Raw genomic sequence first — 20,226 nt, forward strand, 5'->3', positions numbered from 1 at the left:
TTTGATCGTTCCCTTCCCCACGTTAACGTCGGCACTATCGGCCACGTTGACCACGGTAAGACCACTCTGACCGCAGCTCTGACTCGCGTCTGCTCCGAAGTATTCGGTTCGGCAGTCGTTGAGTTCGACAAGATCGACTCGGCTCCGGAAGAAAAAGCGCGCGGTATCACCATCAACACCGCTCACGTTGAGTACAACTCGACCATTCGTCACTACGCTCACGTTGACTGCCCAGGTCACGCTGACTACGTGAAGAACATGATCACCGGTGCTGCCCAGATGGACGGCGCGATCCTGGTTTGCTCGGCCGCCGATGGTCCGATGCCACAAACCCGTGAGCACATCCTGCTGTCCCGTCAGGTTGGCGTTCCGTACATCGTGGTCTTCCTGAACAAGGCTGACCTGGTAGACGACGCTGAGCTGCTGGAACTGGTCGAGATGGAAGTTCGCGACCTGCTGTCCACCTACGACTTCCCAGGCGACGACACCCCGATCATCATCGGTTCGGCTCGTATGGCGCTGGAAGGCAAAGACGACAACGAAATGGGCACTACCGCTGTTAAGAAGCTGGTAGAAACTCTGGATTCCTACATCCCTGAGCCAGTTCGTGCCATCGACCAGCCTTTCCTGATGCCGATCGAAGACGTGTTCTCGATCTCGGGTCGTGGTACCGTTGTAACCGGTCGTATCGAGCGTGGTATCGTCCGCGTTCAGGATCCGCTGGAAATCGTTGGTCTGCGTGACACCACCACCACCACCTGCACCGGTGTTGAGATGTTCCGCAAGCTGCTGGACGAAGGCCGTGCTGGCGAGAACTGCGGCGTTCTGCTGCGTGGTACCAAGCGTGACGACGTTGAGCGTGGCCAGGTTCTGGTCAAGCCAGGTTCGGTCAAGCCGCACACCAAGTTCACCGCAGAAGTCTACGTTCTGTCGAAAGAAGAAGGCGGTCGTCACACTCCGTTCTTCAAAGGCTACCGTCCTCAGTTCTACTTCCGTACCACTGACGTGACCGGTAACTGCGAACTGCCGGAAGGCGTTGAAATGGTAATGCCAGGTGACAACATTCAGATGACTGTTACCCTGATCAAGACCATCGCAATGGAAGACGGTCTGCGCTTCGCTATCCGTGAAGGCGGTCGTACCGTCGGCGCCGGCGTCGTAGCCAAAATCATCGAGTAACCACTCGACCGATTGAAAAAGCCCCCGCTCAGCGGGGGCTTTTTTTATTGGGTTGACACCAAATGGGGGCATCTATAGAATCACGCCTCCTTTTAGCGGGCGTAGTGCGTCCGTTGGGAACAGCCTGGAGTCTGAAATCCAATGCAAAATCAGCAAATCCGTATCAGGTTGAAGGCTTTCGACCATCGCCTGATCGACCAATCCACCCAGGAAATCGTGGAAACCGCGAAACGTACTGGTGCACAAGTGCGTGGTCCAATTCCACTGCCTACCCGCAAAGAGCGTTTCACCGTTCTGGTCTCCCCGCACGTCAACAAAGACGCGCGTGATCAGTACGAGATTCGCACTCATAAGCGTGTTCTGGACATCGTCCAGCCAACGGATAAAACCGTTGACGCGCTGATGAAGCTTGATCTGGCGGCAGGTGTGGAAGTACAGATCAGCCTCGGCTAAGACTTCGGTCTGGTCGTGTAACGCTCTGAAATGGGCGGCCATAGCGGGTGAAAGCCCCGTACACTCATGAGGTTTACAACATGACTATTGGTGTAATCGGTCGCAAGTGCGGTATGACCCGCATTTTCACCGAAGAAGGTGTCTCCATTCCGGTCACGGTCATTGAGATCGAGCCGAATCGCGTCACCCAGTTCAAAACTGAAGAAACCGATGGCTACCGTGCAGTGCAAGTCACTGTCGGCGAGCGTCGTGCTTCGCGCGTGACTGCCGCTCAGGCAGGCCACTTTGCCAAGGCCAACGTTGCTGCTGGTCGCGGTGTTTGGGAGTTCCGTCTTGAAGAAGGCGATTTCCAGGCTGGCGATCTGATCAAAGCTGAACTCTTCACTGCAGGCCAGCTGGTAGACGTTACTGGTCAGTCCAAAGGTAAAGGCTTCGCCGGTACCATCAAGCGCTGGAACTTCCGTGGCCAGGACAACACCCACGGTAACTCCGTGTCGCACCGTGTCCCAGGTTCCATCGGCCAGTGCCAGACTCCTGGTCGTGTGTTCAAGGGCAAGAAGATGTCCGGTCACATGGGCGCCGAGCGCGTGACTGTTCAGTCCCTGGAAGTTGTTCGCGTAGACGCTGAGCGCAACCTGTTGCTGGTCAAGGGTGCCGTTCCAGGCGCTACTGGCGGCGACGTGGTTGTACGTCCAGCTGTCAAGGCTCGCGGTTAAGGGGAAACTGACATGCAACTTAATGTAAATGACGCTCAGGCGATCGAAGTTTCCGAACTGACTTTCGGTGGCGAATTCAACGAGACGCTGGTACACCAAGCAGTCGTGGCCTACATGGCCGGCGGCCGTCAGGGCACCAAGCAGCAAAAGACCCGTTCCGACGTGGCTGGTGGCGGTAAGCGCCCATGGCGTCAGAAGGGTACTGGCCGTGCTCGTGCTGGTACCACTCGTGGTCCGATCTGGCGTGGCGGTGGTGTAACCTTCGCAGCTCGCCCTCAAGATCACTCGCAGAAGCTCAACAAGAAGATGTATCGCGCAGCTCTGCGCTCCATCCTCGCTGAGCTGGTGCGTAGCGACCGTCTGGTCGTGGTTCAGGACTTCGCTGTTGAAGCACCGAAAACCAAAGATCTGCTGAACAAGCTGAACGGCATGGGTCTGAGCGATGTGTTGATCGTTTCCGACGCTGTTGATCAGAACCTGTACCTGGCTGCTCGTAACCTGCCGCACGTCGACGTTCGTGACGTACAAGGTTCCGACCCGGTCAGTCTGATCGCATACGAGAAAGTGTTGATCACTGTCTCGGCCGTGAAGAAATTCGAGGAGCTGCTGGGATGAACCAGGAACGCGTATTCAAAGTCCTCCTTGGCCCGCACGTTTCCGAGAAGGCTACCGTTCTGGCTGAGAAGAAAGGCCAGTTCGTATTCAAGGTTGCTACTGACGCAACCAAGCTGGAAATCAAGAAAGCTGTCGAAGGCCTGTTCAACGTAAAAGTTGAAAACGTGTCGACCGTTAACGTTCTGGGTAAAACCAAGCGTACCGCACGTGGTCTGGGCAAGCGTAATGACTGGAAGAAGGCGATCGTCTCCCTTCAGCCAGGCCAAGATCTCGATTTCAGCAGCAGTGCTGAGTAAGGAAGGGGTGCATCATGGCAATCGTTAAATGCAAACCGACTTCCCCTGGCCGCCGTTTCGTGGTCAAGGTGGTCAACAAGGAGCTGCATAAAGGCGCTCCTCACGCACCGCTGCTCGAGAAAAAATCGAAGTCTGGTGGTCGTAACAACAATGGCCGCATCACTACGCGTCACGTAGGTGGTGGTCATAAGCAGCATTACCGTCTGGTCGACTTCCGTCGCAACGACAAAGATGGCATCCCAGCCACTGTCGAGCGTATCGAATACGATCCAAACCGTACTGCTCACATCGCCCTGCTGTGCTACGCAGACGGTGAGCGTCGCTACATCATCGCCCCTAAAGGCGTGAGCGCTGGCGACCAGCTGATCGCAGGTGCCCTGGCCCCAATCAAGGCCGGTAACTCCCTGCAGCTGCGCAACATTCCAGTAGGTAGCACCATTCACGGCATCGAACTGAAGCCGGGTAAAGGTGCACAGATCGCTCGTTCCGCTGGTGCTTCGGCTCAGCTGATCGCTCGTGAAGGTGTCTACGTGACCCTGCGTCTGCGCTCTGGTGAAATGCGTAAAGTCCTGGCTGAGTGCCGTGCGACCCTGGGCGAAGTCTCGAACTCCGAGCACAGCCTGCGTTCGCTGGGTAAAGCTGGTGCCAAACGCTGGCGCGGCGTTCGCCCAACCGTTCGTGGTGTTGCCATGAACCCGGTTGACCACCCACATGGTGGTGGTGAAGGTCGTACCTCCGGTGGTCGTCATCCGGTATCGCCATGGGGCTTCCCAACCAAGGGTGCTAAAACCCGTGGTAATAAGCGTACCGACAACATGATCGTCCGTCGTCGCAAGTAACTAGAGGGATACGACAGTGCCACGTTCTCTGAAAAAAGGTCCTTTTATCGATCTTCACCTCTTGAAGAAGGTCGAAGTGGCGGTGGAGAAGAACGATCGCAAACCAGTTAAAACCTGGTCGCGTCGCTCGATGATCCTGCCACAAATGGTCGGTCTGACCATCGCGGTTCACAACGGTCGCCAGCATGTTCCAGTTCTCGTGAACGAAGACATGGTCGGCCACAAACTGGGCGAGTTCGCCGGTACCCGCACCTATCGCGGGCACGTGGCTGACAAGAAAGCCAAGCGTTAAGGGGTAAGGAAATGGAAGTAGCCGCTAAGTTGTCGGGCGCTCGAATCTCCGCCCAGAAAGCCCGCTTGGTCGCCGACCAGATCCGCGGGAAGAAGGTGGGCGAAGCGCTCAACCTGTTGGCCTTCAGCAGCAAAAAAGCCGCTGAAATCATGAAGAAAGTCCTCGAGTCGGCCGTAGCCAACGCCGAACACAACGAAGGCGCAGACGTTGATGACCTGAAGGTCTCCACCGTCTTCGTCAACGAAGGGCGTTCGCTGAAGCGCATCATGCCACGTGCCAAAGGCCGTGCTGATCGCATCGTCAAGCGGTCTTGCCATATCACTGTCAAGGTTGCGGACAAGTAACGGAGTCGATCAGATGGGTCAGAAAGTACATCCCACTGGCATTCGCCTGGGAATCGTCAAGGAGCACACCTCCGTCTGGTACGCAGACGGTGCTACTTACGCAGATTACCTGTTGAAGGATCTGAAAACGCGTGAGTACCTCCACGACAAACTAAAAAGCGCGTCCGTAAGCCGTATCGATATTCATCGTCCGGCTCAAACTGCACGCATCACCATCCACACCGCTCGTCCAGGTATCGTTATCGGGAAGAAAGGTGAGGATGTCGAGAAGCTGCGCCAGGACCTGACCAAGCAGATGGGTGTGCCTGTGCACATCAACATCGAAGAGATCCGCAAGCCGGAACTCGACGCCATGCTGGTTGCGCAAAGCGTAGCTCAGCAGCTGGAACGCCGCGTTATGTTCCGTCGCGCCATGAAGCGCGCCGTACAGAACGCCATGCGTATTGGTGCCAAGGGCATCAAGATCCAGGTGAGCGGTCGTCTCGGCGGCGCTGAGATTGCTCGTACCGAGTGGTATCGCGAAGGTCGTGTGCCTCTGCACACCCTGCGTGCCGATATCGACTACAACACCTACGAAGCTCACACCACTTACGGTGTGATCGGTGTGAAGGTTTGGATTTTCAAAGGCGAAGTTATTGGTGGTCGCCAAGAAGAACTGAAACCACAAGCACCAGCGCCTCGTAAAAAAGCTGCTAAGTAAGGGGTACGCCAAATGTTGCAACCTAAGCGTACAAAATTCCGCAAGCAGATGACTGGCCACAACCGTGGTCTGGCACTGCGCGGTAGCAAAGTCAGCTTCGGCGAATTCGCCCTGAAAGCTGTTGCTCGCGGTCGCCTCACCGCCCGCCAGATCGAGTCCGCACGTCGTGCGCTGACCCGTCACGTAAAACGTGGCGGCAAGATCTGGATCCGTGTATTCCCGGACAAGCCGATCTCCAAGAAACCTCTCGAGGTTCGTATGGGTAAAGGTAAGGGTTCCGTTGAGTACTGGGTTGCCCAGATCCAGCCAGGCAAAGTCCTGTACGAGATCGAGGGTGTTTCTGAAGAGCTGGCGCGCGAAGCTTTCGCTCTGGCCGCTGCGAAGCTGCCTCTCGCCACCTCCTTTGTTAAGCGGACGGTGATGTGATGAAAGCGAATGAACTTCGTGAAAAATCCGCACAGCAACTGAACGAGCAACTGCTCGGCTTGCTGCGCGACCAGTTCAATCTGCGTATGCAGAAAGCAACTGGCCAGTTGGGGCAGTCGCACCTGCTCTCGCAAGTCAAGCGTGACATCGCTCGCGTGAAGACTGTGCTCAACCAGCAGGCAGGTAAGTGATCATGGCTGAAGCTGAAAAAACCGTCCGTACGCTGACTGGCCGTGTCGTCAGCGACAAAATGGACAAGACCATCACCGTTCTGATCGAGCGTCGCGTTAAGCACCCGATCTACGGTAAATACGTTAAGCGTTCGACTAAGCTGCATGCGCACGACGAAACCAATCAGTGCAAGATCGGCGACAAGGTTTCCATTACCGAAACCCGTCCGCTGGCCAAGACCAAGTCCTGGGCACTGGTTGAAGTCCTCGAACGCGCTGTTGAAGTCTAAGGGCTAGGGGTCGGAGAAATTTTATGATTCAGACTCAATCCATGCTCGATGTGGCCGATAACAGCGGCGCTCGTCGCGTCATGTGCATCAAGGTGCTCGGCGGTTCTCACCGCCGTTACGCCGGCATCGGTGACATCATCAAAGTTACCGTCAAGGAAGCAATTCCGCGCGGTAAGGTCAAAAAAGGCCAAGTGATGACTGCTGTTGTCGTGCGCACCCGTCACGGTGTTCGTCGCGCTGACGGTTCCATCATTCGTTTCGACGGCAACGCTGCTGTTCTGCTGAACAACAAGCAAGAGCCGATCGGCACTCGCATCTTCGGGCCAGTGACCCGTGAACTTCGTACTGAGAAGTTCATGAAGATCGTCTCGCTCGCCCCTGAAGTGCTGTAAGGAGATCCGACATGCAAAAGATTCGTCGTGACGACGAGATCATCGTGATCGCCGGCAAAGACAAAGGTAAGCGCGGTAAGGTGCTGAAGGTTCTCGCTGACGACCGTCTGGTCATCGGTGGTGTGAACCTGGTCAAGCGTCATACCAAGCCTAACCCGATGGCGGGCGTTCAGGGCGGTATCGTCGAAAAAGAAGCGCCTCTGCACGCTTCCAACGTTGCCATCTTCAACGGTGAAACCAACAAGGCTGACCGCGTTGGTTTCAAAGTAGAAGACGGTAAGAAAATTCGTGTCTTCAAGTCGACCCAAAAAGCGGTTGATGCTTGAACACTGCTAGGTAGAAGACCATGGCACGACTGAAAGAGATTTACCGGAACGAGATCGCTCCTAAGCTTAAGGATGAACTTAAGCTGTCGAACGTGATGGAAGTTCCGCGCGTTACCAAAATCACCCTGAACATGGGTCTGGGCGAAGCGATCGGTGACAAGAAGGTCATCGAGCACGCTGTTGCCGACCTGGAAAAGATCACCGGTCAAAAGCCGGTCGTGACTTTCGCTCGCAAATCCATCGCTGGCTTCAAAGTCCGCGAAGGCTGGCCGATCGGCGTCAAGGTGACCCTGCGTAGCGACAAGATGTACGAATTCCTGGACCGCCTGCTGGCGATCTCCCTGCCTCGGGTTCGCGACTTCCGCGGCCTGAATGCCAAGTCCTTCGACGGTCGTGGCAACTACAGCATGGGCGTGAAAGAGCAGATCATCTTCCCGGAAATCGACTACGACAAGATCGATGCTCTGCGCGGTTTGGACATCACCCTGACCACCACTGCTCGTTCGGACGACGAAGGCCGCGCTCTGCTGCGTGCTTTCAAGTTCCCGTTCCGCAACTGATTGGAGTAGGAAAATGGCCAAGAAGAGCATGAAAAACCGTGAGCTGAAGCGTCAGCAAACGGTAGCCAAGTACGCTAAAAAGCGCGCTGAGCTGAAAGCGACCATCGTCAATCTGAACGCCTCTCCTGAAGAGCGTTTCGCTGCCGTTGTCGCTCTGCAGAAGCAGCCTCGCGATGCTAGCGCTGCACGCCTGCGCAACCGTTGCCGCCTGACCGGTCGTCCTCACGGTGTATACCGTAAGTTCGGCCTGGGCCGTAACATGCTGCGTCAAGCGGCAATGCGTGGCGACGTACCAGGTCTGGTCAAGGCCTCCTGGTAATCGCTGCAGGTTGAGTCGTCGGCGTAGGGGGTTAATCTTCCGACCGCCGGTGACGCTTCCCACGAACAAGCCCCTACATGGGGCTTGTTTCGTTTCTGGCTTGTGTCTAGAATGACCGGCTCACCTGAGCCTGGGCTTCTTGCCCTGCCTGTTCAGGTGGTTGTGATAGCCGCAAGGCTAATAATTCTTGTATCAGGAGCATCTAGCCCATGAGTATGCAGGACCCGTTAGCGGACATGCTAACTCGCATCCGTAATGCCCAGATGGCTGAAAAGTCCGTCGTAAGCATGCCTTCCTCCACCCTGAAGGTCGCGGTTGCCAAAGTTCTGAAAGATGAAGGTTACATCGCTGGTTACCAGGTAACTGGTGAAGCCAAGCCTTCCCTGTCGATCGAACTCAAGTACTTCGAAGGCCGTCCGGTCATCGAGGAACTGAAGCGTTCCAGCCGTCCAGGCCTGCGCCAGTACAAGTCCGTCACAGATCTGCCGAAAGTACGTGGCGGCCTGGGCGTGTCTATCGTCTCCACCAACAAAGGTGTGATGACTGACCGCGCTGCGCGCGCTGCCGGTGTCGGCGGCGAAGTTCTGTGCACAGTGTTCTAAGGGGAGATAGGCATGTCTCGCGTCGCTAAGAACCCCGTTAAGCTGCCAGCAGGCGTCGAAGTAAAATTCGCCGGCCAGCAGCTTTCGGTGAAGGGTGCCAAGGGCACTCTCGAACTGAACGTTCACTCGTCTGTTGAAGTTACCGAAGAGTCCGGCGAACTGCGCTTCGTCGCTCGCAACGGTGATCAGCAAGCTCGCGCCATGGCCGGTACTACCCGCGCTCTGGTGAACAACATGGTCCAAGGCGTAAGCCAAGGCTTCGAGCGCAAGCTCCAGCTGGTCGGTGTTGGTTACAAGGCACAGGCAAAAGGCACCGTCCTGAACCTGGCTCTGGGCTTCTCGCATCCAGTGGACTACGAACTGCCAGCCGGTATCACCGCAGAAACCCCAAGCCAAACCGACATCCTGATCAAGGGTATCGATAAGCAGCTGGTGGGTCAGGTGGCCGCTGAAATCCGCGATTTCCGTCCGCCAGAGCCTTACAAAGGCAAGGGTGTGCGTTACGCGGACGAAGTAGTCCGTCGTAAAGAAGCCAAGAAGAAGTAGGGCCTAGCAAATGACCGACAAAAAAGTTACTCGACTGCGTCGCGCTCGCAAAGCACGTCTCAAGATGCACGAACTCGAAGTCGTGCGCCTGTGCGTGTTCCGCTCCTCGCAGCATATCTACGCCCAGGTCATTTCGGCCGACGGCAGCAAGGTTCTGGCAAGCGCCTCGACCTTGGACAAAGACCTGCGTGATGGCGCCACTGGCAACATCGACGCGGCCACTAAGGTTGGCAAGCTGGTAGCTGAGCGCGCGAAAGCCGCCGGTGTATCTCAAGTTGCCTTTGACCGTTCCGGCTTCAAGTACCATGGCCGCGTCAAAGCGCTGGCTGATGCTGCTCGTGAAGGCGGGCTGGAGTTCTAAGTTATGGCAAATAACGATCAAAAGCGCGACGAAGGCTACATCGAGAAGCTGGTTCAAGTTAACCGCGTTGCCAAAACCGTAAAAGGCGGCCGTATCTTCACCTTCACCGCGCTGACCGTGGTGGGTGATGGCAAGGGTCGTGTTGGCTTCGGCCGTGGCAAGTCGCGCGAAGTACCTGCCGCGATCCAGAAAGCCATGGAAGCTGCTCGTCGCAACATGATTCAGGTAGACCTGAAGGGCACCACTCTGCAGTACGCCACCAAGGCCGCCCACGGCGCCTCGAAGGTTTACATGCAGCCTGCCTCGGAAGGTACCGGTATCATCGCCGGTGGCGCAATGCGTGCCGTCCTGGAAGTTGCTGGTGTTCAGAACGTTCTGGCCAAGTGCTACGGTTCGACCAACCCAGTGAACGTGGTTTACGCCACCTTCAAGGGTCTGAAAGCCATGCAATCTCCTGAATCCATTGCTGCCAAGCGCGGCAAGAGCGTCGAGGAGATCTTCTGATCATGGCAACCGTTAAAGTAACGCTGATCAAAAGCACCGCCGGCCGTCTGCCTAACCACATTCTGTGCGTTAAAGGCCTGGGCCTGCGTCGCATCGGTCACACTGTAGAAGTCCAAGATACTCCCGAGAACCGCGGGATGATCAACAAGGCTTACTACATGCTGAAGGTCGAGGGTTAATCAATGAAACTCAATGATCTGAGTCCAGCGCCGGGTTCCCGTCGCGAGAAGCATCGTCCGGGCCGTGGTATCGGTAGCGGTTTGGGTAAGACTGGTGGCCGTGGTCACAAAGGTCAGACCTCCCGTTCCGGTGGCACCATCGCTCCGGGCTTCGAAGGCGGTCAACAGCCGCTGCACCGTCGTCTGCCGAAGTTCGGCTTCGTTTCCCTGAAAGCCATGGACCGCGCAGAAGTGCGTCTGTCCGAGTTGGCCAAAGTGGACGGCGACGTGATCTCCGTGCAATCCCTGAAGGATGCCAACGTGATCGGCCAGAACGTACAGCGTGTGAAAATCATGCTGTCTGGCGAAGTCACTCGCGCAGTCACCATCAAGGGTATCGCAGCCACCAAGGGTGCGCGTGCGGCTATCGAAGCAGCTGGCGGCAAGTTCGAGGAATAAATGGCTAAGCAAGGTGCTCTCTCTTCGCTCGGTAAGGGCGGGATGTCGGAACTCTGGGCTCGTCTGCGCTTTCTGTTCATGGCGATCATCGTCTATCGGATAGGTGCGCATATCCCGGTTCCCGGCATCAATCCGGACCGTCTGGCGGATCTGTTTCGGCAGAATGAGGGGACCATTCTTAGCTTGTTCAACATGTTTTCCGGTGGCGCGCTTGAGCGCATGAGCATCTTTGCATTGGGGATCATGCCGTACATTTCGGCATCGATCATCATGCAGCTGATGACCGCGGTCAGTCCGCAACTGGAGCAGTTGAAGAAGGAAGGTGAAGCTGGCCGTCGCAAGATCAGCCAGTACACCCGCTACGGCACCGTTATCCTGGCGCTGGTCCAAGCCATTGGCATGTCCATTGGCCTGGCCAACCAGGGCGTGGCGTTTTCTGTAGGCCTCGGCTTCCATGTCGTTGCCGTCTCCACCTTTGTGGCAGGCGCAATGTTCATGATGTGGCTGGGCGAGCAGATCACCGAGCGCGGTGTGGGCAACGGTATCTCGATGTTGATTTTCGCAGGTATCGTTGCCGGTCTTCCGAGAGCAATCGGGCAGTCTTTCGAGTCTGCACGCACGGGTGATATCAACATTTTCGCCCTGGTCGCTATCGGTTTGCTGGCAGTAGCGATCATCGGTTTCGTGGTGTTCATCGAGCGTGGTCAGCGGCGTATTGCCGTTCATTACGCCAAGCGCCAGCAGGGCCGCAAGGTCTTCGCTGCGCAGACCAGCCACTTGCCGCTGAAGGTGAACATGGCGGGGGTTATCCCGGCCATCTTCGCGAGCAGCATCTTGCTGTTCCCGGCTTCGCTGGGTGCCTGGTTCGGTCAGTCCGAAGGTATGGGCTGGCTGCAGGACATCTCGCAGTCGATCGCTCCTGGTCAGCCGTTGAACATTCTGCTGTTTAGTGCAGGGATCATTTTCTTCTGCTTCTTCTACACAGCATTGATGTTCAATCCGAAAGACGTAGCGGAAAACCTGAAGAAGTCCGGTGCCTTTATTCCGGGTATCCGTCCTGGTGAGCAGTCGGCGCGCTACATTGATGGCGTTCTGACTCGTCTGACCATGTTCGGTGCTCTTTACATGATGGCCGTCTGCCTTCTGCCCCAGTTCCTGGTGGTGGCAGCAAATGTGCCGTTCTACCTTGGCGGGACCTCGTTGCTGATTGTGGTAGTGGTTGTGATGGACTTCATGTCCCAAGTACAATCGCACCTCGTTTCGCACCAGTACGAATCCCTGATGAAGAAAGCCAACCTGAAAGGCTACGGTGGCAGCGGTTTGCTGCGCTGATAAGCCCCTAAGGTTCGAGGAGTCGGTAATGAAAGTTCGTGCATCGGTGAAAAAGCTGTGCCGCAACTGCAAGATCATCCGTCGCGAAGGCGTCGTACGAGTGATCTGCAGCGCGGAACCGCGTCACAAACAGCGCCAAGGCTGAGTGTGATTCGCGCTTCAAACCCAGCAGCTAGTGTGCTGCTGGGTTGATTATTTGTTTCTACAGCGATATTATCTCGCGCCCTATTTCTTGGCTTCCGGGGCGTAGGTAGCTGTCAATTGGAGTCCCACTGAATGGCCCGTATTGCAGGCGTTAACATTCCAGATAACAAGCATACTGTTATCTCGCTGACCTACATCTATGGTGTCGGTCGCACTACTGCACAGAAAATCTGTGTAGATGCTGGTGTAAATCCAGCCGCTAAGATCAAGGATCTGAGCGACGAGCAAATCGAAACCCTGCGTGGCGAAGTCGCGAAGTTCACCACCGAAGGTGACCTGCGCCGTGACGTAAACATGAAGATCAAGCGCTTGATGGACCTGGGTTGCTACCGCGGCCTGCGTCATCGTAAAGGTCTGCCGGTTCGCGGTCAGCGCACCAAGACCAACGCACGCACCCGTAAGGGCCCGCGTAAGCCGATCCGCAAGTAATCGCCCAGGAATATAGACATGGCAAAACCTGCTGCTCGTCCTCGTAAAAAAGTCAAAAAGACAGTGGTTGATGGCATCGCCCACATCCACGCTTCTTTTAACAACACCATCGTGACCATCACCGACCGTCAGGGCAATGCTTTGTCCTGGGCGACCTCCGGTGGTTCGGGTTTCCGTGGTTCGCGCAAATCCACCCCGTTCGCAGCTCAGATCGCTGCTGAGCGTGCTGGTCAAGCTGCGCTGGAATACGGTCTGAAGAACCTCGACGTAAACGTCAAGGGTCCAGGTCCAGGTCGTGAGTCCGCCGTTCGTGCATTGAACAGCTGCGGCTACAAGATCGCCAGCATCACCGACGTGACGCCAATCCCGCATAACGGGTGCCGTCCGCCGAAGAAGCGTCGCGTGTAATCAGGAGACAGATAAATGGCACGTTACATTGGTCCAAAATGCAAACTGTCTCGTCGTGAAGGCACCGATCTGTTCCTGAAGAGCGGCGTTCGCGCTCTGGAATCGAAGTGCAACATCGAAGCAGCCCCAGGTATCCACGGCCAGCGCCGTGGCCGTCAGTCCGACTACGGTACCCAGCTGCGCGAGAAACAAAAAGTCCGTCGTATCTACGGTGTTCTGGAGCGTCAGTTCCGCGGTTACTACCAAGCTGCTGCCTCGAAAAAAGGCGCAACCGGTGAGAACCTGCTGCAACTGCTCGAGTGCCGTCTGGATAACGTCGTTTACCGTATGGGCTTCGGCTCGACTCGTTCCGAGTCCCGTCAGCTGGTTTCGCACAAAGCGATCAGCGTCAACGGTAAGACTGTAAACATTCCATCCTACCAAGTTCGTCCGGGTGACGTGGTCGCGGTTCGTGAGAAGTCGCTGAACCAGCTGCGCATTGTTCAAGCCCTTGAACTGTGTGCCCAGCGTGGCCGCGTTGAGTGGGTTGACGTGGATGCTGCCAAAAAGTCGGGCGTTTTCAAGAACGTTCCTGCTCGCAGCGACCTGTCTGCCGACATCAACGAAAACCTGATTGTCGAGCTCTACTCCAAGTAAGGGCTAGAAAATAGGTGCATCCATGCAGATTTCGGTAAATGAGTTCCTGACTCCCCGCCACATTGATGTGCAGGTAGTCAGTCCGACCCGCGCCAAGATCACGCTCGAGCCTCTCGAGCGTGGCTTCGGCCATACCCTGGGCAACGCGCTGCGCCGCATCCTGTTGTCCTCCATGCCTGGCTGTGCAGTAGTCGAGGCCGAGATCGATGGCGTACTCCACGAGTACTCCGCGATCGAAGGTGTACAGGAAGATGTCATTGAAATCCTGTTGAACCTGAAAGGCCTGGCTATCAAACTGCACGGTCGTGACGAAGTTACGCTGACCTTGTCGAAAAAGGGTTCGGGGGTGGTTACCGCTGCCGATATTCAGCTGGATCACGATGTCGAGATCGTCAACCCCGATCACGTAATCGCGAACCTGGCGTCGAATGGCGCCCTGAACATGAAGCTCACTGTAGCTCGTGGTCGCGGTTACGAGCCGGCCGACTCCCGTCAGACCGACGAAGACGAAAGCCGTAGCATTGGCCGTCTGCAGTTGGACGCTTCGTTCAGCCCTGTGCGTCGTATCGCCTATGTGGTCGAAAACGCACGTGTTGAGCAGCGTACCAACTTGGACAAGCTGGTCATTGATCTGGAAACCAACGGCACCCTGGATCCTGAAGAGGCTATCCGCCGCGCTGCGACCATCCTGCAACAGCAGTTGGCCGCGTTCGTCGACCTCAAAGGTGACAGTGAGCCTGTCGTAGTCGAGCAGGAAGACGAGATCGATCCGATCCTGCTACGTCCGGTTGACGACCTGGAACTGACTGTACGTTCGGCCAACTGCCTGAAGGCGGAGAACATCTACTACATCGGCGACCTGATTCAGCGTACCGAAGTAGAGCTGTTGAAGACTCCTAACCTTGGCAAGAAGTCCCTGACTGAAATCAAGGACGTCCTGGCCTCTCGTGGTCTGTCTCTCGGCATGCGCCTCGACAACTGGCCGCCTGCAAGTCTTAAGAAGGACGACAAGGCGACCGCCTGATCGTCGTAATCACCGAACGTAGTGTTTGGTAAGGAATGAATCATGCGTCATCGTAAAAGTGGACGTCACCTGAGCCGCACCAGCTCTCACCGCAAGGCTATGTTCCAGAACATGGCAGTGTCGTTGATCGAGCACGAGCTGATCAAAACCACCCTGCCGAAAGCCAAGGAACTGCGTCGCGTTGCCGAGCCGCTGATCACCCTGGCCAAGGAAGACAGCGTTGCCAACCGTCGTCTGGCCTTCGACCGTACCCGTTCGAAGTCTGCTGTTGGTAAACTGTTCAACGATCTGGGCAAGCGCTACGCCACCCGTCAGGGCGGCTACCTGCGCATCCTGAAGTGCGGTTTCCGCGCTGGCGACAACGCGCCAATGGCGTACGTCGAGCTGGTTGATCGTCCAGTCGGTGGTGCTGTAGAAGCTGCCGAGTAAGACGTTTTGTCTGCTACAAAGAACCGGGCCTAGTGCCCGGTTTTTTGTATTTCAGGTTATTAAAACTATCTATCACATCCAGTAATTCAATAAATTTCCAGGTGGGGCCAATTCTGCTGATAATCCTCTCAAGCCGATAAACAGGCATTTGAGACTGATCGAGGAGAGCCCATGAGCAAAACGCTTACTACCGCCAGCGGTGCACCTGTAGCGGATAACCAGAATTCCCGTACCGCAGGTCAACGCGGTCCACTGCTGCTAGATGACTTCCACCTGATCGAGAAGCTGGCGCATTTCAACCGCGAAAACATCCCTGAGCGACGTGTGCATGCCAAAGGCTCTGGTGCCTACGGTACGTTCACGGTGACGCGCGACATTACTCACCTCACCAGTGCGAAACTGTTTGAGCAAATTGGCAAGCAGACCGAAACGTTTCTGCGATTTTCCACGGTAGGTGGGGAGCGTGGCTCGGCCGACACAGAGCGTGACCCACGAGGGTTTGCGGTCAAGTTCTATACGGAAGAAGGCAACTGGGACATCGTCGGCAATAACACGCCTGTGTTCTTCATCCGTGATCCACTGAAGTTTCCAGACTTCATTCACACGCAAAAACGCCATCCTCAGACCAATCTGAAGAATGCCCAGATGATGTGGGACTTCTGGTCTCATTCGCCGGAAGCGCTGCACCAGGTCACGATCTTGTTTTCGGACCGCGGTATCCCCGACGGTTATCGGCATATGCACGGCTTCGGCAGCCATACCTACAGCTTGATCAGCGCCGACGGTCAGCGTACGTGGGTCAAATGGCACTTCAAGACCCAGCAGGGCATCAAGAACCTGGCGCCTGCTGAAGCTGCGCGTCTGGCCGGCACCGATCCGGATTACGCCCAGCGCGACCTGTACGAGGCCATCGAGCGTGGCGACCACCCGCGCTGGACGGTGTGTATTCAGGTCATGGCTGAAGCAGAGGCCGCGAACCGTTCCGAAAATCCGTTCGACGTGACCAAGACCTGGTCGCAGAAAGATTACCCGCTGATCGAAGTGGGTGTACTGGAGCTCAACCGCAACCCACTGAACTACTTCGCCGAAGTCGAGCAGGCTGCATTCGGTCCGAGCAACATGGTGCCTGGGGTGGGGCTGTCACCTGATCGCATGCTGCAAGGCCGCGTGTTCGCCTATGCCGATGCGCACCGCTATCGGGTAGGCACCAACCATCAGCAATTGCCGGTGAATGCTCCCCGGTGTGCTGTCAACAGCTACCAGCGTGATGGCTCGATGGCGCTGGGTACCTACGGTGGGGCACCCAATTATGAGCCCAACAGCTACGCGGATGCTCCCAAGCAATCGCCGCGTCATGGTGAGCCTGGGCTTGCGCTGAATGGTTTGGCCGACCGGTATGATCATCGCGAGGACACCGATTACTTCAGCCACGCGGGCGCCCTGTTCCGGCTGATGAGCCAGGCGCAGCAGGAGCTACTGGTCAACAACATTGCGGGGGCCATGTCCGGAGTTACCGACGATGTCATCCAGCGTCAATTGCAATACTTCTTCAAAGCCGATCCCGCTTACGGGGCAGGTGTCGCAAAGGCGCTTGGGATGAATATCGCCTAAGTCGAAGTGATAAGAATAACCGCCCTCATTTGGGCGGTTTTTCAATGAATATCACTACCGTTTGCCCGATTTTTTCCAGTGAGTCGCGCGGTTTTCAGTGACCAGGCGCACAACGTGGTTCACACTATGCGGTATACACGCTTTCACATGGAGAACCCCGGCGATGCAAGGCCACCCAGACGTCATCAATTACCTCGTCATGCTGCTGAAGGGCGAACTGGCTGCACGTGACCAGTACTTCATTCACTCGCGCATGTACGAAGACTGGGGCCTGACCAAGCTCTACGAGCGCATCAACCATGAGATGGAAGAAGAGGCGCAGCACGCTGACGCTTTGATGCGCCGCATTCTCATGCTCGAGGGCACCCCGGACATGCGTGCGGACGATCTCGAAGTGGGAACCACTGTCCCTGAAATGATCGAAGCGGATTTGAAGCTCGAATACAAAGTGCGAGCGGCGCTTTGCAAGGGGATCGAGTTGTGCGAACTGCACAAGGATTATGTGAGCCGTGACATTCTGCGCGCGCAATTGGCCGATACCGAGGAAGATCACACCTATTGGCTCGAGAAGCAGCAAGGCTTGATCAAGGCGATCGGTCTGCAGAATTACCTGCAATCACAGATGTAATGCTTCGATTGCATTGTGCTTGGGCCTTGTAGTGGCTCTAGCATGAAAGCGATGAGCCGATAAGAAAGGGGCGCCTAGGCGCCCCTTCACGTTCATCACGCTCGGTCTCGCTCCAGCAGAGGCTTGAGGTAGTGCCCGGTGTAGGATTGTTTTATCTTGCTCAGTTCCTCGGGCGTACCGCATGCGATGATCTGCCCACCCTTTGAGCCGCCCTCTGGCCCGAGGTCCACCAGCCAATCGGCTGTCTTGATGACGTCCAGGTTGTGCTCGATGACCACTACGGTGTTGCCATGGTCACGAAGCCGGTGCAGAACGTCCAGCAGCTGCTGGATATCGGCGAAGTGCAGGCCCGTAGTAGGCTCGTCCAGGATATACAAGGTCTTACCGGTATCGCGCTTGGACAGCTCCCGTGACAGCTTCACGCGCTGGGCTTCGCCCCCCGAAAGCGTCGTCGCCGATTGACCTAGCTTGATGTAGGAAAGCCCTACGTCCATCAGGGTCTGGAGCTTGCGCGCCAATGCAGGCACCGCATCGAAGAACTCACGCGCATCCTCGATGGTCATTTCCAGCACCTCGTGGATGTTCTTGCCCTTGTACTTGATCTCCAGGGTTTCGCGGTTGTAGCGCTTGCTCTTGCACACATCGCAAGGCACGTAGATGTCCGGGAGGAAATGCATTTCCACCTTGATCAGGCCGTCGCCCTGGCACGCTTCGCAGCGCCCGCCTTTCACGTTGAACGAGAACCGGCCTGGGCCATACCCGCGCGAGCGTGATTCAGGCACCCCAGAGAACAGCTCGCGGATCGGCGTGAAGATCCCTGTGTAGGTGGCAGGGTTGGACCGGGGGGTGCGGCCGATGGGGCTCTGGTCGATATCCACCACCTTGTCCAGGTGCTGCAACCCGTCCATGCTGGCATGGGGCGCCGCTTCCAGGCTGCTCGCGCCGTTCAGGGCGGTGGCTGCGAGCGGGAACAGGGTGTTGTTGATGAGCGTGGACTTGCCGGAGCCTGAGACGCCGGTCACGCAGGTCAGCAGCCCGATGGGGATTTCCAGATCGACGTTCTGAAGGTTGTTGCCACGTGCGCCCTTGAGCTTGAGCTGCAGCTTTTTGTCGCGCGGTGTGCGCTTGGCAGGGACCACGATCTTTCTACGGCCGGACAGGTACTGGCCGGTTACGGAGCCCGGGTGGTCCATGACTTCCTGAGGCGTACCCTCAGCGACGATCTTGCCGCCATGCACGCCGGCCCCTGGCCCAATGTCCACCACGTAGTCCGCCAGGCGGATCGCATCCTCGTCATGCTCGACGACGATTACGGTGTTGCCCAGATCACGCAGGTGATTGAGGGTGGCGAGCAAGCGATCGTTGTCGCGCTGATGAAGGCCAATTGACGGCTCGTCCAGGATATACATCACCCCCACCAAGCCTGCCCCGATCTGGCTGGCGAGGCGGATGCGCTGAGCCTCACCACCGGACAGGGTTTCTGCGCTACGGTCAAGGGTGAGGTAATCCAGGCCCACGTTCACCAGGAACTGCAACCGTTCGCAGATTTCCTTGAGAATCTTGGCCGCGATTTCGCCACGGCGACCGGTCAGGGTCAGCGTGCTGAAGTAGCCACTGGCGTCACCGATCGGCATGTTGGCGACCGCCGGCAGCGTCTTCTCACCGACCCACACATGACGCGCCTCGCGCCGCAGCCGCGTGCCACGGCAGTCCGGGCACGGCTGGGTGCCCAGGTACTTGGCCAGTTCCTCGCGTACGGTATTGGACTCGGTTTCGCGGTAGCGGCGTTCCAGGTTGGGGATGATCCCTTCGAACGGGTGCGAGCGCTTGACGATGTCACCCCGGTCGTTGAGGTACTTGAAGTCCACGCTGTGCTTGCCGCTGCCTTGCAGGATCACCTTCTGATGCTCCGGCGCAAGCTCGCCGAATGCTTCGTCCAGGCTGAAGTCGTAATGCGCAGCCAGCGACCCCAGCATCTGGAAGTAGTAGACGTTACGGCGATCCCACCCGCGAATGGCGCCTTCGGCCAAGGTCAGTTCCGCATTGACCAGGCGCTTGGTATCGAAATACTGCTTCACGCCCAGGCCGTCACAGGTCGGGCAGGCACCGGCCGGGTTGTTGAACGAGAACAGCTTGGGTTCCAGTTCGCTGATCGCATGACCGCAAATGGGGCAGGCAAAGCGCGCCGAAAAAATGGTCTCTTCGCCTTTCTCGTCGTCCATGGGAGCGATCAGCGCGATACCATCCGCCAGCTTCAACGCGGTCTCGAACGACTCGGCCAATCGCTGCTGAAGATCGGCACGCACTTTGAAACGATCGACCACCACATCGATACTGTGCTTTTTCTGCTTGTCCAGCTTGGGCAACTCGTCCAGTTCGTAGAGTTTGCCGTTGACGCGGGCGCGGACGAAGCCTTGGGCGCGCAGCTCGTCGAACACCGCCAGGTGCTCACCCTTGCGCTCACGGATGACCGGGGCCAGGAGCATCAACTTGCTGCCTTCCGGGCGCTCCAGTACCAGGTCGACCATCTGGCTGACCGTTTGCGCTTCCAGGGGTATGTCATGGTCTGGGCAGCGGGGTGTCCCGACCCTGGCGTACAGCAGGCGCAAGTAGTCGTAGATCTCGGTGATGGTGCCGACGGTGGAGCGGGGGTTGTGTGAGGTGGATTTCTGTTCGATGGAAATGGCCGGTGACAGCCCTTCGATGGTATCGACGTCAGGCTTTTCCATCATCGAGAGGAACTGGCGGGCATACGCCGACAGCGATTCCACATAACGACGCTGGCCCTCGGCGTACAGCGTATCGAAGGCCAGGGATGACTTGCCCGAGCCCGACAGGCCGGTAATGACGATGAGCTTGTCCCGGGGCAGGGTCAGGTCGATGTTCTTCAGGTTGTGGGTACGTGCCCCACGAATCAGGATCTTGTCCACTGCGGCCTCGCTCGGCGGGCATAAACGAAGAATTATACGGCGCCCTGC

The 20,226-nt window shown here is 57.0% G+C and carries 32 protein-coding genes; 31 read left to right on the plus strand and 1 reads right to left on the minus strand.

The genetic code is table 11. The annotated features are described in order from the left end of the window. The 31 genes from tuf to bfr all read left to right on the plus strand — a co-directional run. A partial coding sequence (tuf, locus tag CRP40_RS17675) for an elongation factor Tu (protein WP_102047708.1) occupies positions 1-1,179 on the plus strand: 1,179 nt, incomplete at its 5' end. A gap of 141 nt (positions 1,180-1,320) precedes the next feature. Further along, the gene (gene rpsJ / locus CRP40_RS17680) at positions 1,321-1,632 is read left to right on the plus strand and encodes a 30S ribosomal protein S10 (protein WP_003186070.1); all 312 of its coding nucleotides are present in this window, start codon (positions 1,321-1,323) and stop codon (positions 1,630-1,632) included. A gap of 80 nt (positions 1,633-1,712) precedes the next feature. Then, complete coding sequence (rplC, locus tag CRP40_RS17685) at positions 1,713-2,348, plus strand: 50S ribosomal protein L3 (protein ID WP_003257089.1); 636 nt, start codon at positions 1,713-1,715, stop codon at positions 2,346-2,348. Positions 2,349-2,360: 12 nt separating this feature from the next. Continuing rightward, entirely contained in the window at positions 2,361-2,963 is a 603-nt protein-coding gene (rplD, locus tag CRP40_RS17690) for a 50S ribosomal protein L4 (protein ID WP_003255485.1), read from the plus strand. Next, positions 2,960-3,259: a 50S ribosomal protein L23 gene (rplW, locus tag CRP40_RS17695; protein WP_003255484.1), complete on the plus strand. Its 300-nt coding sequence runs from the start codon at positions 2,960-2,962 to the stop codon at positions 3,257-3,259. Before rplD ends, rplW begins: the two co-directional genes overlap by 4 nt. A 14-nt stretch (positions 3,260-3,273) precedes the next feature. Next, complete coding sequence (rplB, locus tag CRP40_RS17700; protein WP_027915105.1) at positions 3,274-4,098, plus strand: 50S ribosomal protein L2; 825 nt, start codon at positions 3,274-3,276, stop codon at positions 4,096-4,098. Between the two features lie 16 nt (positions 4,099-4,114). Further along, entirely contained in the window at positions 4,115-4,390 is a 276-nt protein-coding gene (gene rpsS / locus CRP40_RS17705) for a 30S ribosomal protein S19 (protein ID WP_003255482.1), read from the plus strand. A gap of 11 nt (positions 4,391-4,401) precedes the next feature. Next, complete coding sequence (gene rplV, locus CRP40_RS17710; protein ID WP_003103908.1) at positions 4,402-4,734, plus strand: 50S ribosomal protein L22; 333 nt, start codon at positions 4,402-4,404, stop codon at positions 4,732-4,734. A gap of 13 nt (positions 4,735-4,747) precedes the next feature. Continuing rightward, entirely contained in the window at positions 4,748-5,434 is a 687-nt protein-coding gene (rpsC, locus tag CRP40_RS17715) for a 30S ribosomal protein S3 (protein ID WP_023535026.1), read from the plus strand. A 12-nt stretch (positions 5,435-5,446) separates the two neighbouring features. Continuing rightward, entirely contained in the window at positions 5,447-5,860 is a 414-nt protein-coding gene (gene rplP, locus CRP40_RS17720; RefSeq protein WP_003255479.1) for a 50S ribosomal protein L16, read from the plus strand. Beyond that, on the plus strand, positions 5,860-6,051 hold the full coding sequence (gene rpmC, locus CRP40_RS17725; RefSeq protein WP_002555481.1) for a 50S ribosomal protein L29: 192 nt from the start codon (positions 5,860-5,862) through the stop codon (positions 6,049-6,051). The genes rplP and rpmC overlap by 1 nt, the downstream gene beginning before the upstream one ends. A 2-nt stretch (positions 6,052-6,053) precedes the next feature. Next, positions 6,054-6,320 (plus strand): 30S ribosomal protein S17, encoded by a 267-nt coding sequence (gene rpsQ, locus CRP40_RS17730; protein WP_023534981.1) that lies wholly within the window; start codon positions 6,054-6,056, stop codon positions 6,318-6,320. A gap of 23 nt (positions 6,321-6,343) precedes the next feature. Further along, a complete protein-coding gene (gene rplN, locus CRP40_RS17735) occupies positions 6,344-6,712 on the plus strand; it encodes a 50S ribosomal protein L14 (protein WP_002555479.1) in 369 nt (122 codons plus the stop codon). An 11-nt stretch (positions 6,713-6,723) separates the two neighbouring features. Continuing rightward, a complete protein-coding gene (gene rplX, locus CRP40_RS17740; RefSeq protein WP_003255476.1) occupies positions 6,724-7,038 on the plus strand; it encodes a 50S ribosomal protein L24 in 315 nt (104 codons plus the stop codon). Between the two features lie 20 nt (positions 7,039-7,058). After that, positions 7,059-7,598 (plus strand): 50S ribosomal protein L5, encoded by a 540-nt coding sequence (gene rplE / locus CRP40_RS17745; protein ID WP_023535025.1) that lies wholly within the window; start codon positions 7,059-7,061, stop codon positions 7,596-7,598. 13 nt (positions 7,599-7,611) lie between these two features. After that, positions 7,612-7,917 carry a 30S ribosomal protein S14 gene (gene rpsN / locus CRP40_RS17750; RefSeq protein WP_023534988.1) on the plus strand — a complete coding sequence of 102 codons (306 nt, stop codon included), beginning with the start codon at positions 7,612-7,614 and terminating at the stop codon, positions 7,915-7,917. 209 nt (positions 7,918-8,126) lie between these two features. Next, complete coding sequence (gene rpsH / locus CRP40_RS17755) at positions 8,127-8,519, plus strand: 30S ribosomal protein S8 (protein WP_008089805.1); 393 nt, start codon at positions 8,127-8,129, stop codon at positions 8,517-8,519. A 12-nt stretch (positions 8,520-8,531) separates the two neighbouring features. Beyond that, complete coding sequence (gene rplF / locus CRP40_RS17760) at positions 8,532-9,065, plus strand: 50S ribosomal protein L6 (protein WP_009681972.1); 534 nt, start codon at positions 8,532-8,534, stop codon at positions 9,063-9,065. Positions 9,066-9,075: 10 nt separating this feature from the next. Further along, entirely contained in the window at positions 9,076-9,426 is a 351-nt protein-coding gene (rplR, locus tag CRP40_RS17765; protein ID WP_008089801.1) for a 50S ribosomal protein L18, read from the plus strand. Positions 9,427-9,429: 3 nt separating this feature from the next. Continuing rightward, positions 9,430-9,930 carry a 30S ribosomal protein S5 gene (gene rpsE, locus CRP40_RS17770; protein WP_003255465.1) on the plus strand — a complete coding sequence of 167 codons (501 nt, stop codon included), beginning with the start codon at positions 9,430-9,432 and terminating at the stop codon, positions 9,928-9,930. A gap of 2 nt (positions 9,931-9,932) precedes the next feature. Beyond that, positions 9,933-10,109 carry a 50S ribosomal protein L30 gene (rpmD, locus tag CRP40_RS17775; protein ID WP_023535007.1) on the plus strand — a complete coding sequence of 59 codons (177 nt, stop codon included), beginning with the start codon at positions 9,933-9,935 and terminating at the stop codon, positions 10,107-10,109. A gap of 3 nt (positions 10,110-10,112) precedes the next feature. Next, positions 10,113-10,547: a 50S ribosomal protein L15 gene (gene rplO, locus CRP40_RS17780; protein WP_023535012.1), complete on the plus strand. Its 435-nt coding sequence runs from the start codon at positions 10,113-10,115 to the stop codon at positions 10,545-10,547. Then, the gene (gene secY / locus CRP40_RS17785; protein WP_003257108.1) at positions 10,548-11,879 is read left to right on the plus strand and encodes a preprotein translocase subunit SecY; all 1,332 of its coding nucleotides are present in this window, start codon (positions 10,548-10,550) and stop codon (positions 11,877-11,879) included. Positions 11,880-11,907: 28 nt separating this feature from the next. Beyond that, positions 11,908-12,024, plus strand: coding sequence for a 50S ribosomal protein L36 (rpmJ, locus tag CRP40_RS17790; protein WP_002555468.1), 117 nt, complete (start codon positions 11,908-11,910; stop codon positions 12,022-12,024). 131 nt (positions 12,025-12,155) lie between these two features. Further along, positions 12,156-12,512, plus strand: a complete 357-nt coding sequence (gene rpsM, locus CRP40_RS17795; RefSeq protein ID WP_009681976.1) for a 30S ribosomal protein S13 — start codon at positions 12,156-12,158, stop codon at positions 12,510-12,512. Positions 12,513-12,530: 18 nt separating this feature from the next. Next, on the plus strand, positions 12,531-12,920 hold the full coding sequence (gene rpsK / locus CRP40_RS17800; RefSeq protein WP_003255454.1) for a 30S ribosomal protein S11: 390 nt from the start codon (positions 12,531-12,533) through the stop codon (positions 12,918-12,920). A 15-nt stretch (positions 12,921-12,935) separates the two neighbouring features. Further along, complete coding sequence (gene rpsD / locus CRP40_RS17805) at positions 12,936-13,556, plus strand: 30S ribosomal protein S4 (RefSeq protein WP_003257114.1); 621 nt, start codon at positions 12,936-12,938, stop codon at positions 13,554-13,556. A gap of 22 nt (positions 13,557-13,578) precedes the next feature. Further along, complete coding sequence (rpoA, locus tag CRP40_RS17810; RefSeq protein WP_003255452.1) at positions 13,579-14,580, plus strand: DNA-directed RNA polymerase subunit alpha; 1,002 nt, start codon at positions 13,579-13,581, stop codon at positions 14,578-14,580. A 42-nt stretch (positions 14,581-14,622) separates the two neighbouring features. Continuing rightward, entirely contained in the window at positions 14,623-15,009 is a 387-nt protein-coding gene (rplQ, locus tag CRP40_RS17815) for a 50S ribosomal protein L17 (protein WP_003255451.1), read from the plus strand. A gap of 171 nt (positions 15,010-15,180) precedes the next feature. Continuing rightward, positions 15,181-16,620 carry a catalase gene (locus tag CRP40_RS17820; protein WP_027915106.1) on the plus strand — a complete coding sequence of 480 codons (1,440 nt, stop codon included), beginning with the start codon at positions 15,181-15,183 and terminating at the stop codon, positions 16,618-16,620. Positions 16,621-16,783: 163 nt separating this feature from the next. Beyond that, positions 16,784-17,248: a bacterioferritin gene (bfr, locus tag CRP40_RS17825; protein WP_023534970.1), complete on the plus strand. Its 465-nt coding sequence runs from the start codon at positions 16,784-16,786 to the stop codon at positions 17,246-17,248. Between the two features lie 95 nt (positions 17,249-17,343). Here bfr and uvrA read toward each other — a convergent pair whose 3' ends face one another. Further along, the gene (uvrA, locus tag CRP40_RS17830) at positions 17,344-20,178 is read right to left on the minus strand and encodes an excinuclease ABC subunit UvrA (RefSeq protein ID WP_027915107.1); all 2,835 of its coding nucleotides are present in this window, start codon (positions 20,176-20,178) and stop codon (positions 17,344-17,346) included. Positions 20,179-20,226: the final 48 nt, after the last annotated feature.

The sequence above is a fragment of the Pseudomonas sp. URMO17WK12:I9 genome (assembly GCF_900230165.1).
Classification (GTDB): Bacteria; Pseudomonadota; Gammaproteobacteria; order Pseudomonadales; family Pseudomonadaceae; genus Aquipseudomonas; species Aquipseudomonas fulva.

Excerpts from the sequence above, each read along its gene's own strand:
- rpsJ (WP_003186070.1), top strand. The coding sequence starts at position 1,321 with ATGCAAAATCAGCAAATCCGTATCAGGTTGAAGGCTTTCGACCATCGC.
- rplX (WP_003255476.1), top strand. The coding sequence starts at position 6,724 with ATGCAAAAGATTCGTCGTGACGACGAGATCATCGTGATCGCCGGCAAA.
- rplR (WP_008089801.1), top strand. The coding sequence starts at position 9,076 with ATGACCGACAAAAAAGTTACTCGACTGCGTCGCGCTCGCAAAGCACGT.
- rplD (WP_003255485.1), top strand. The coding sequence starts at position 2,361 with ATGCAACTTAATGTAAATGACGCTCAGGCGATCGAAGTTTCCGAACTG.
- rplV (WP_003103908.1), top strand. The coding sequence starts at position 4,402 with ATGGAAGTAGCCGCTAAGTTGTCGGGCGCTCGAATCTCCGCCCAGAAA.
- rplF (WP_009681972.1), top strand. The coding sequence starts at position 8,532 with ATGTCTCGCGTCGCTAAGAACCCCGTTAAGCTGCCAGCAGGCGTCGAA.
- bfr (WP_023534970.1), top strand. The coding sequence starts at position 16,784 with ATGCAAGGCCACCCAGACGTCATCAATTACCTCGTCATGCTGCTGAAG.
- rpsK (WP_003255454.1), top strand. The coding sequence starts at position 12,531 with ATGGCAAAACCTGCTGCTCGTCCTCGTAAAAAAGTCAAAAAGACAGTG.
- rpsQ (WP_023534981.1), top strand. The coding sequence starts at position 6,054 with ATGGCTGAAGCTGAAAAAACCGTCCGTACGCTGACTGGCCGTGTCGTC.
- rpmJ (WP_002555468.1), top strand. The coding sequence starts at position 11,908 with ATGAAAGTTCGTGCATCGGTGAAAAAGCTGTGCCGCAACTGCAAGATC.
- rpsH (WP_008089805.1), top strand. The coding sequence starts at position 8,127 with ATGAGTATGCAGGACCCGTTAGCGGACATGCTAACTCGCATCCGTAAT.
- rpsN (WP_023534988.1), top strand. The coding sequence starts at position 7,612 with ATGGCCAAGAAGAGCATGAAAAACCGTGAGCTGAAGCGTCAGCAAACG.
- secY (WP_003257108.1), top strand. The coding sequence starts at position 10,548 with ATGGCTAAGCAAGGTGCTCTCTCTTCGCTCGGTAAGGGCGGGATGTCG.
- rplQ (WP_003255451.1), top strand. The coding sequence starts at position 14,623 with ATGCGTCATCGTAAAAGTGGACGTCACCTGAGCCGCACCAGCTCTCAC.
- rpsC (WP_023535026.1), top strand. The coding sequence starts at position 4,748 with ATGGGTCAGAAAGTACATCCCACTGGCATTCGCCTGGGAATCGTCAAG.
- rplC (WP_003257089.1), top strand. The coding sequence starts at position 1,713 with ATGACTATTGGTGTAATCGGTCGCAAGTGCGGTATGACCCGCATTTTC.
- rplB (WP_027915105.1), top strand. The coding sequence starts at position 3,274 with ATGGCAATCGTTAAATGCAAACCGACTTCCCCTGGCCGCCGTTTCGTG.
- rplE (WP_023535025.1), top strand. The coding sequence starts at position 7,059 with ATGGCACGACTGAAAGAGATTTACCGGAACGAGATCGCTCCTAAGCTT.
- rpmC (WP_002555481.1), top strand. The coding sequence starts at position 5,860 with ATGAAAGCGAATGAACTTCGTGAAAAATCCGCACAGCAACTGAACGAG.
- rplW (WP_003255484.1), top strand. The coding sequence starts at position 2,960 with ATGAACCAGGAACGCGTATTCAAAGTCCTCCTTGGCCCGCACGTTTCC.
- rpsE (WP_003255465.1), top strand. The coding sequence starts at position 9,430 with ATGGCAAATAACGATCAAAAGCGCGACGAAGGCTACATCGAGAAGCTG.
- rpsD (WP_003257114.1), top strand. The coding sequence starts at position 12,936 with ATGGCACGTTACATTGGTCCAAAATGCAAACTGTCTCGTCGTGAAGGC.
- rpsM (WP_009681976.1), top strand. The coding sequence starts at position 12,156 with ATGGCCCGTATTGCAGGCGTTAACATTCCAGATAACAAGCATACTGTT.
- rplN (WP_002555479.1), top strand. The coding sequence starts at position 6,344 with ATGATTCAGACTCAATCCATGCTCGATGTGGCCGATAACAGCGGCGCT.
- CRP40_RS17820 (WP_027915106.1), top strand. The coding sequence starts at position 15,181 with ATGAGCAAAACGCTTACTACCGCCAGCGGTGCACCTGTAGCGGATAAC.
- rpmD (WP_023535007.1), top strand. The coding sequence starts at position 9,933 with ATGGCAACCGTTAAAGTAACGCTGATCAAAAGCACCGCCGGCCGTCTG.
- rplO (WP_023535012.1), top strand. The coding sequence starts at position 10,113 with ATGAAACTCAATGATCTGAGTCCAGCGCCGGGTTCCCGTCGCGAGAAG.
- rpoA (WP_003255452.1), top strand. The coding sequence starts at position 13,579 with ATGCAGATTTCGGTAAATGAGTTCCTGACTCCCCGCCACATTGATGTG.
- rplP (WP_003255479.1), top strand. The coding sequence starts at position 5,447 with ATGTTGCAACCTAAGCGTACAAAATTCCGCAAGCAGATGACTGGCCAC.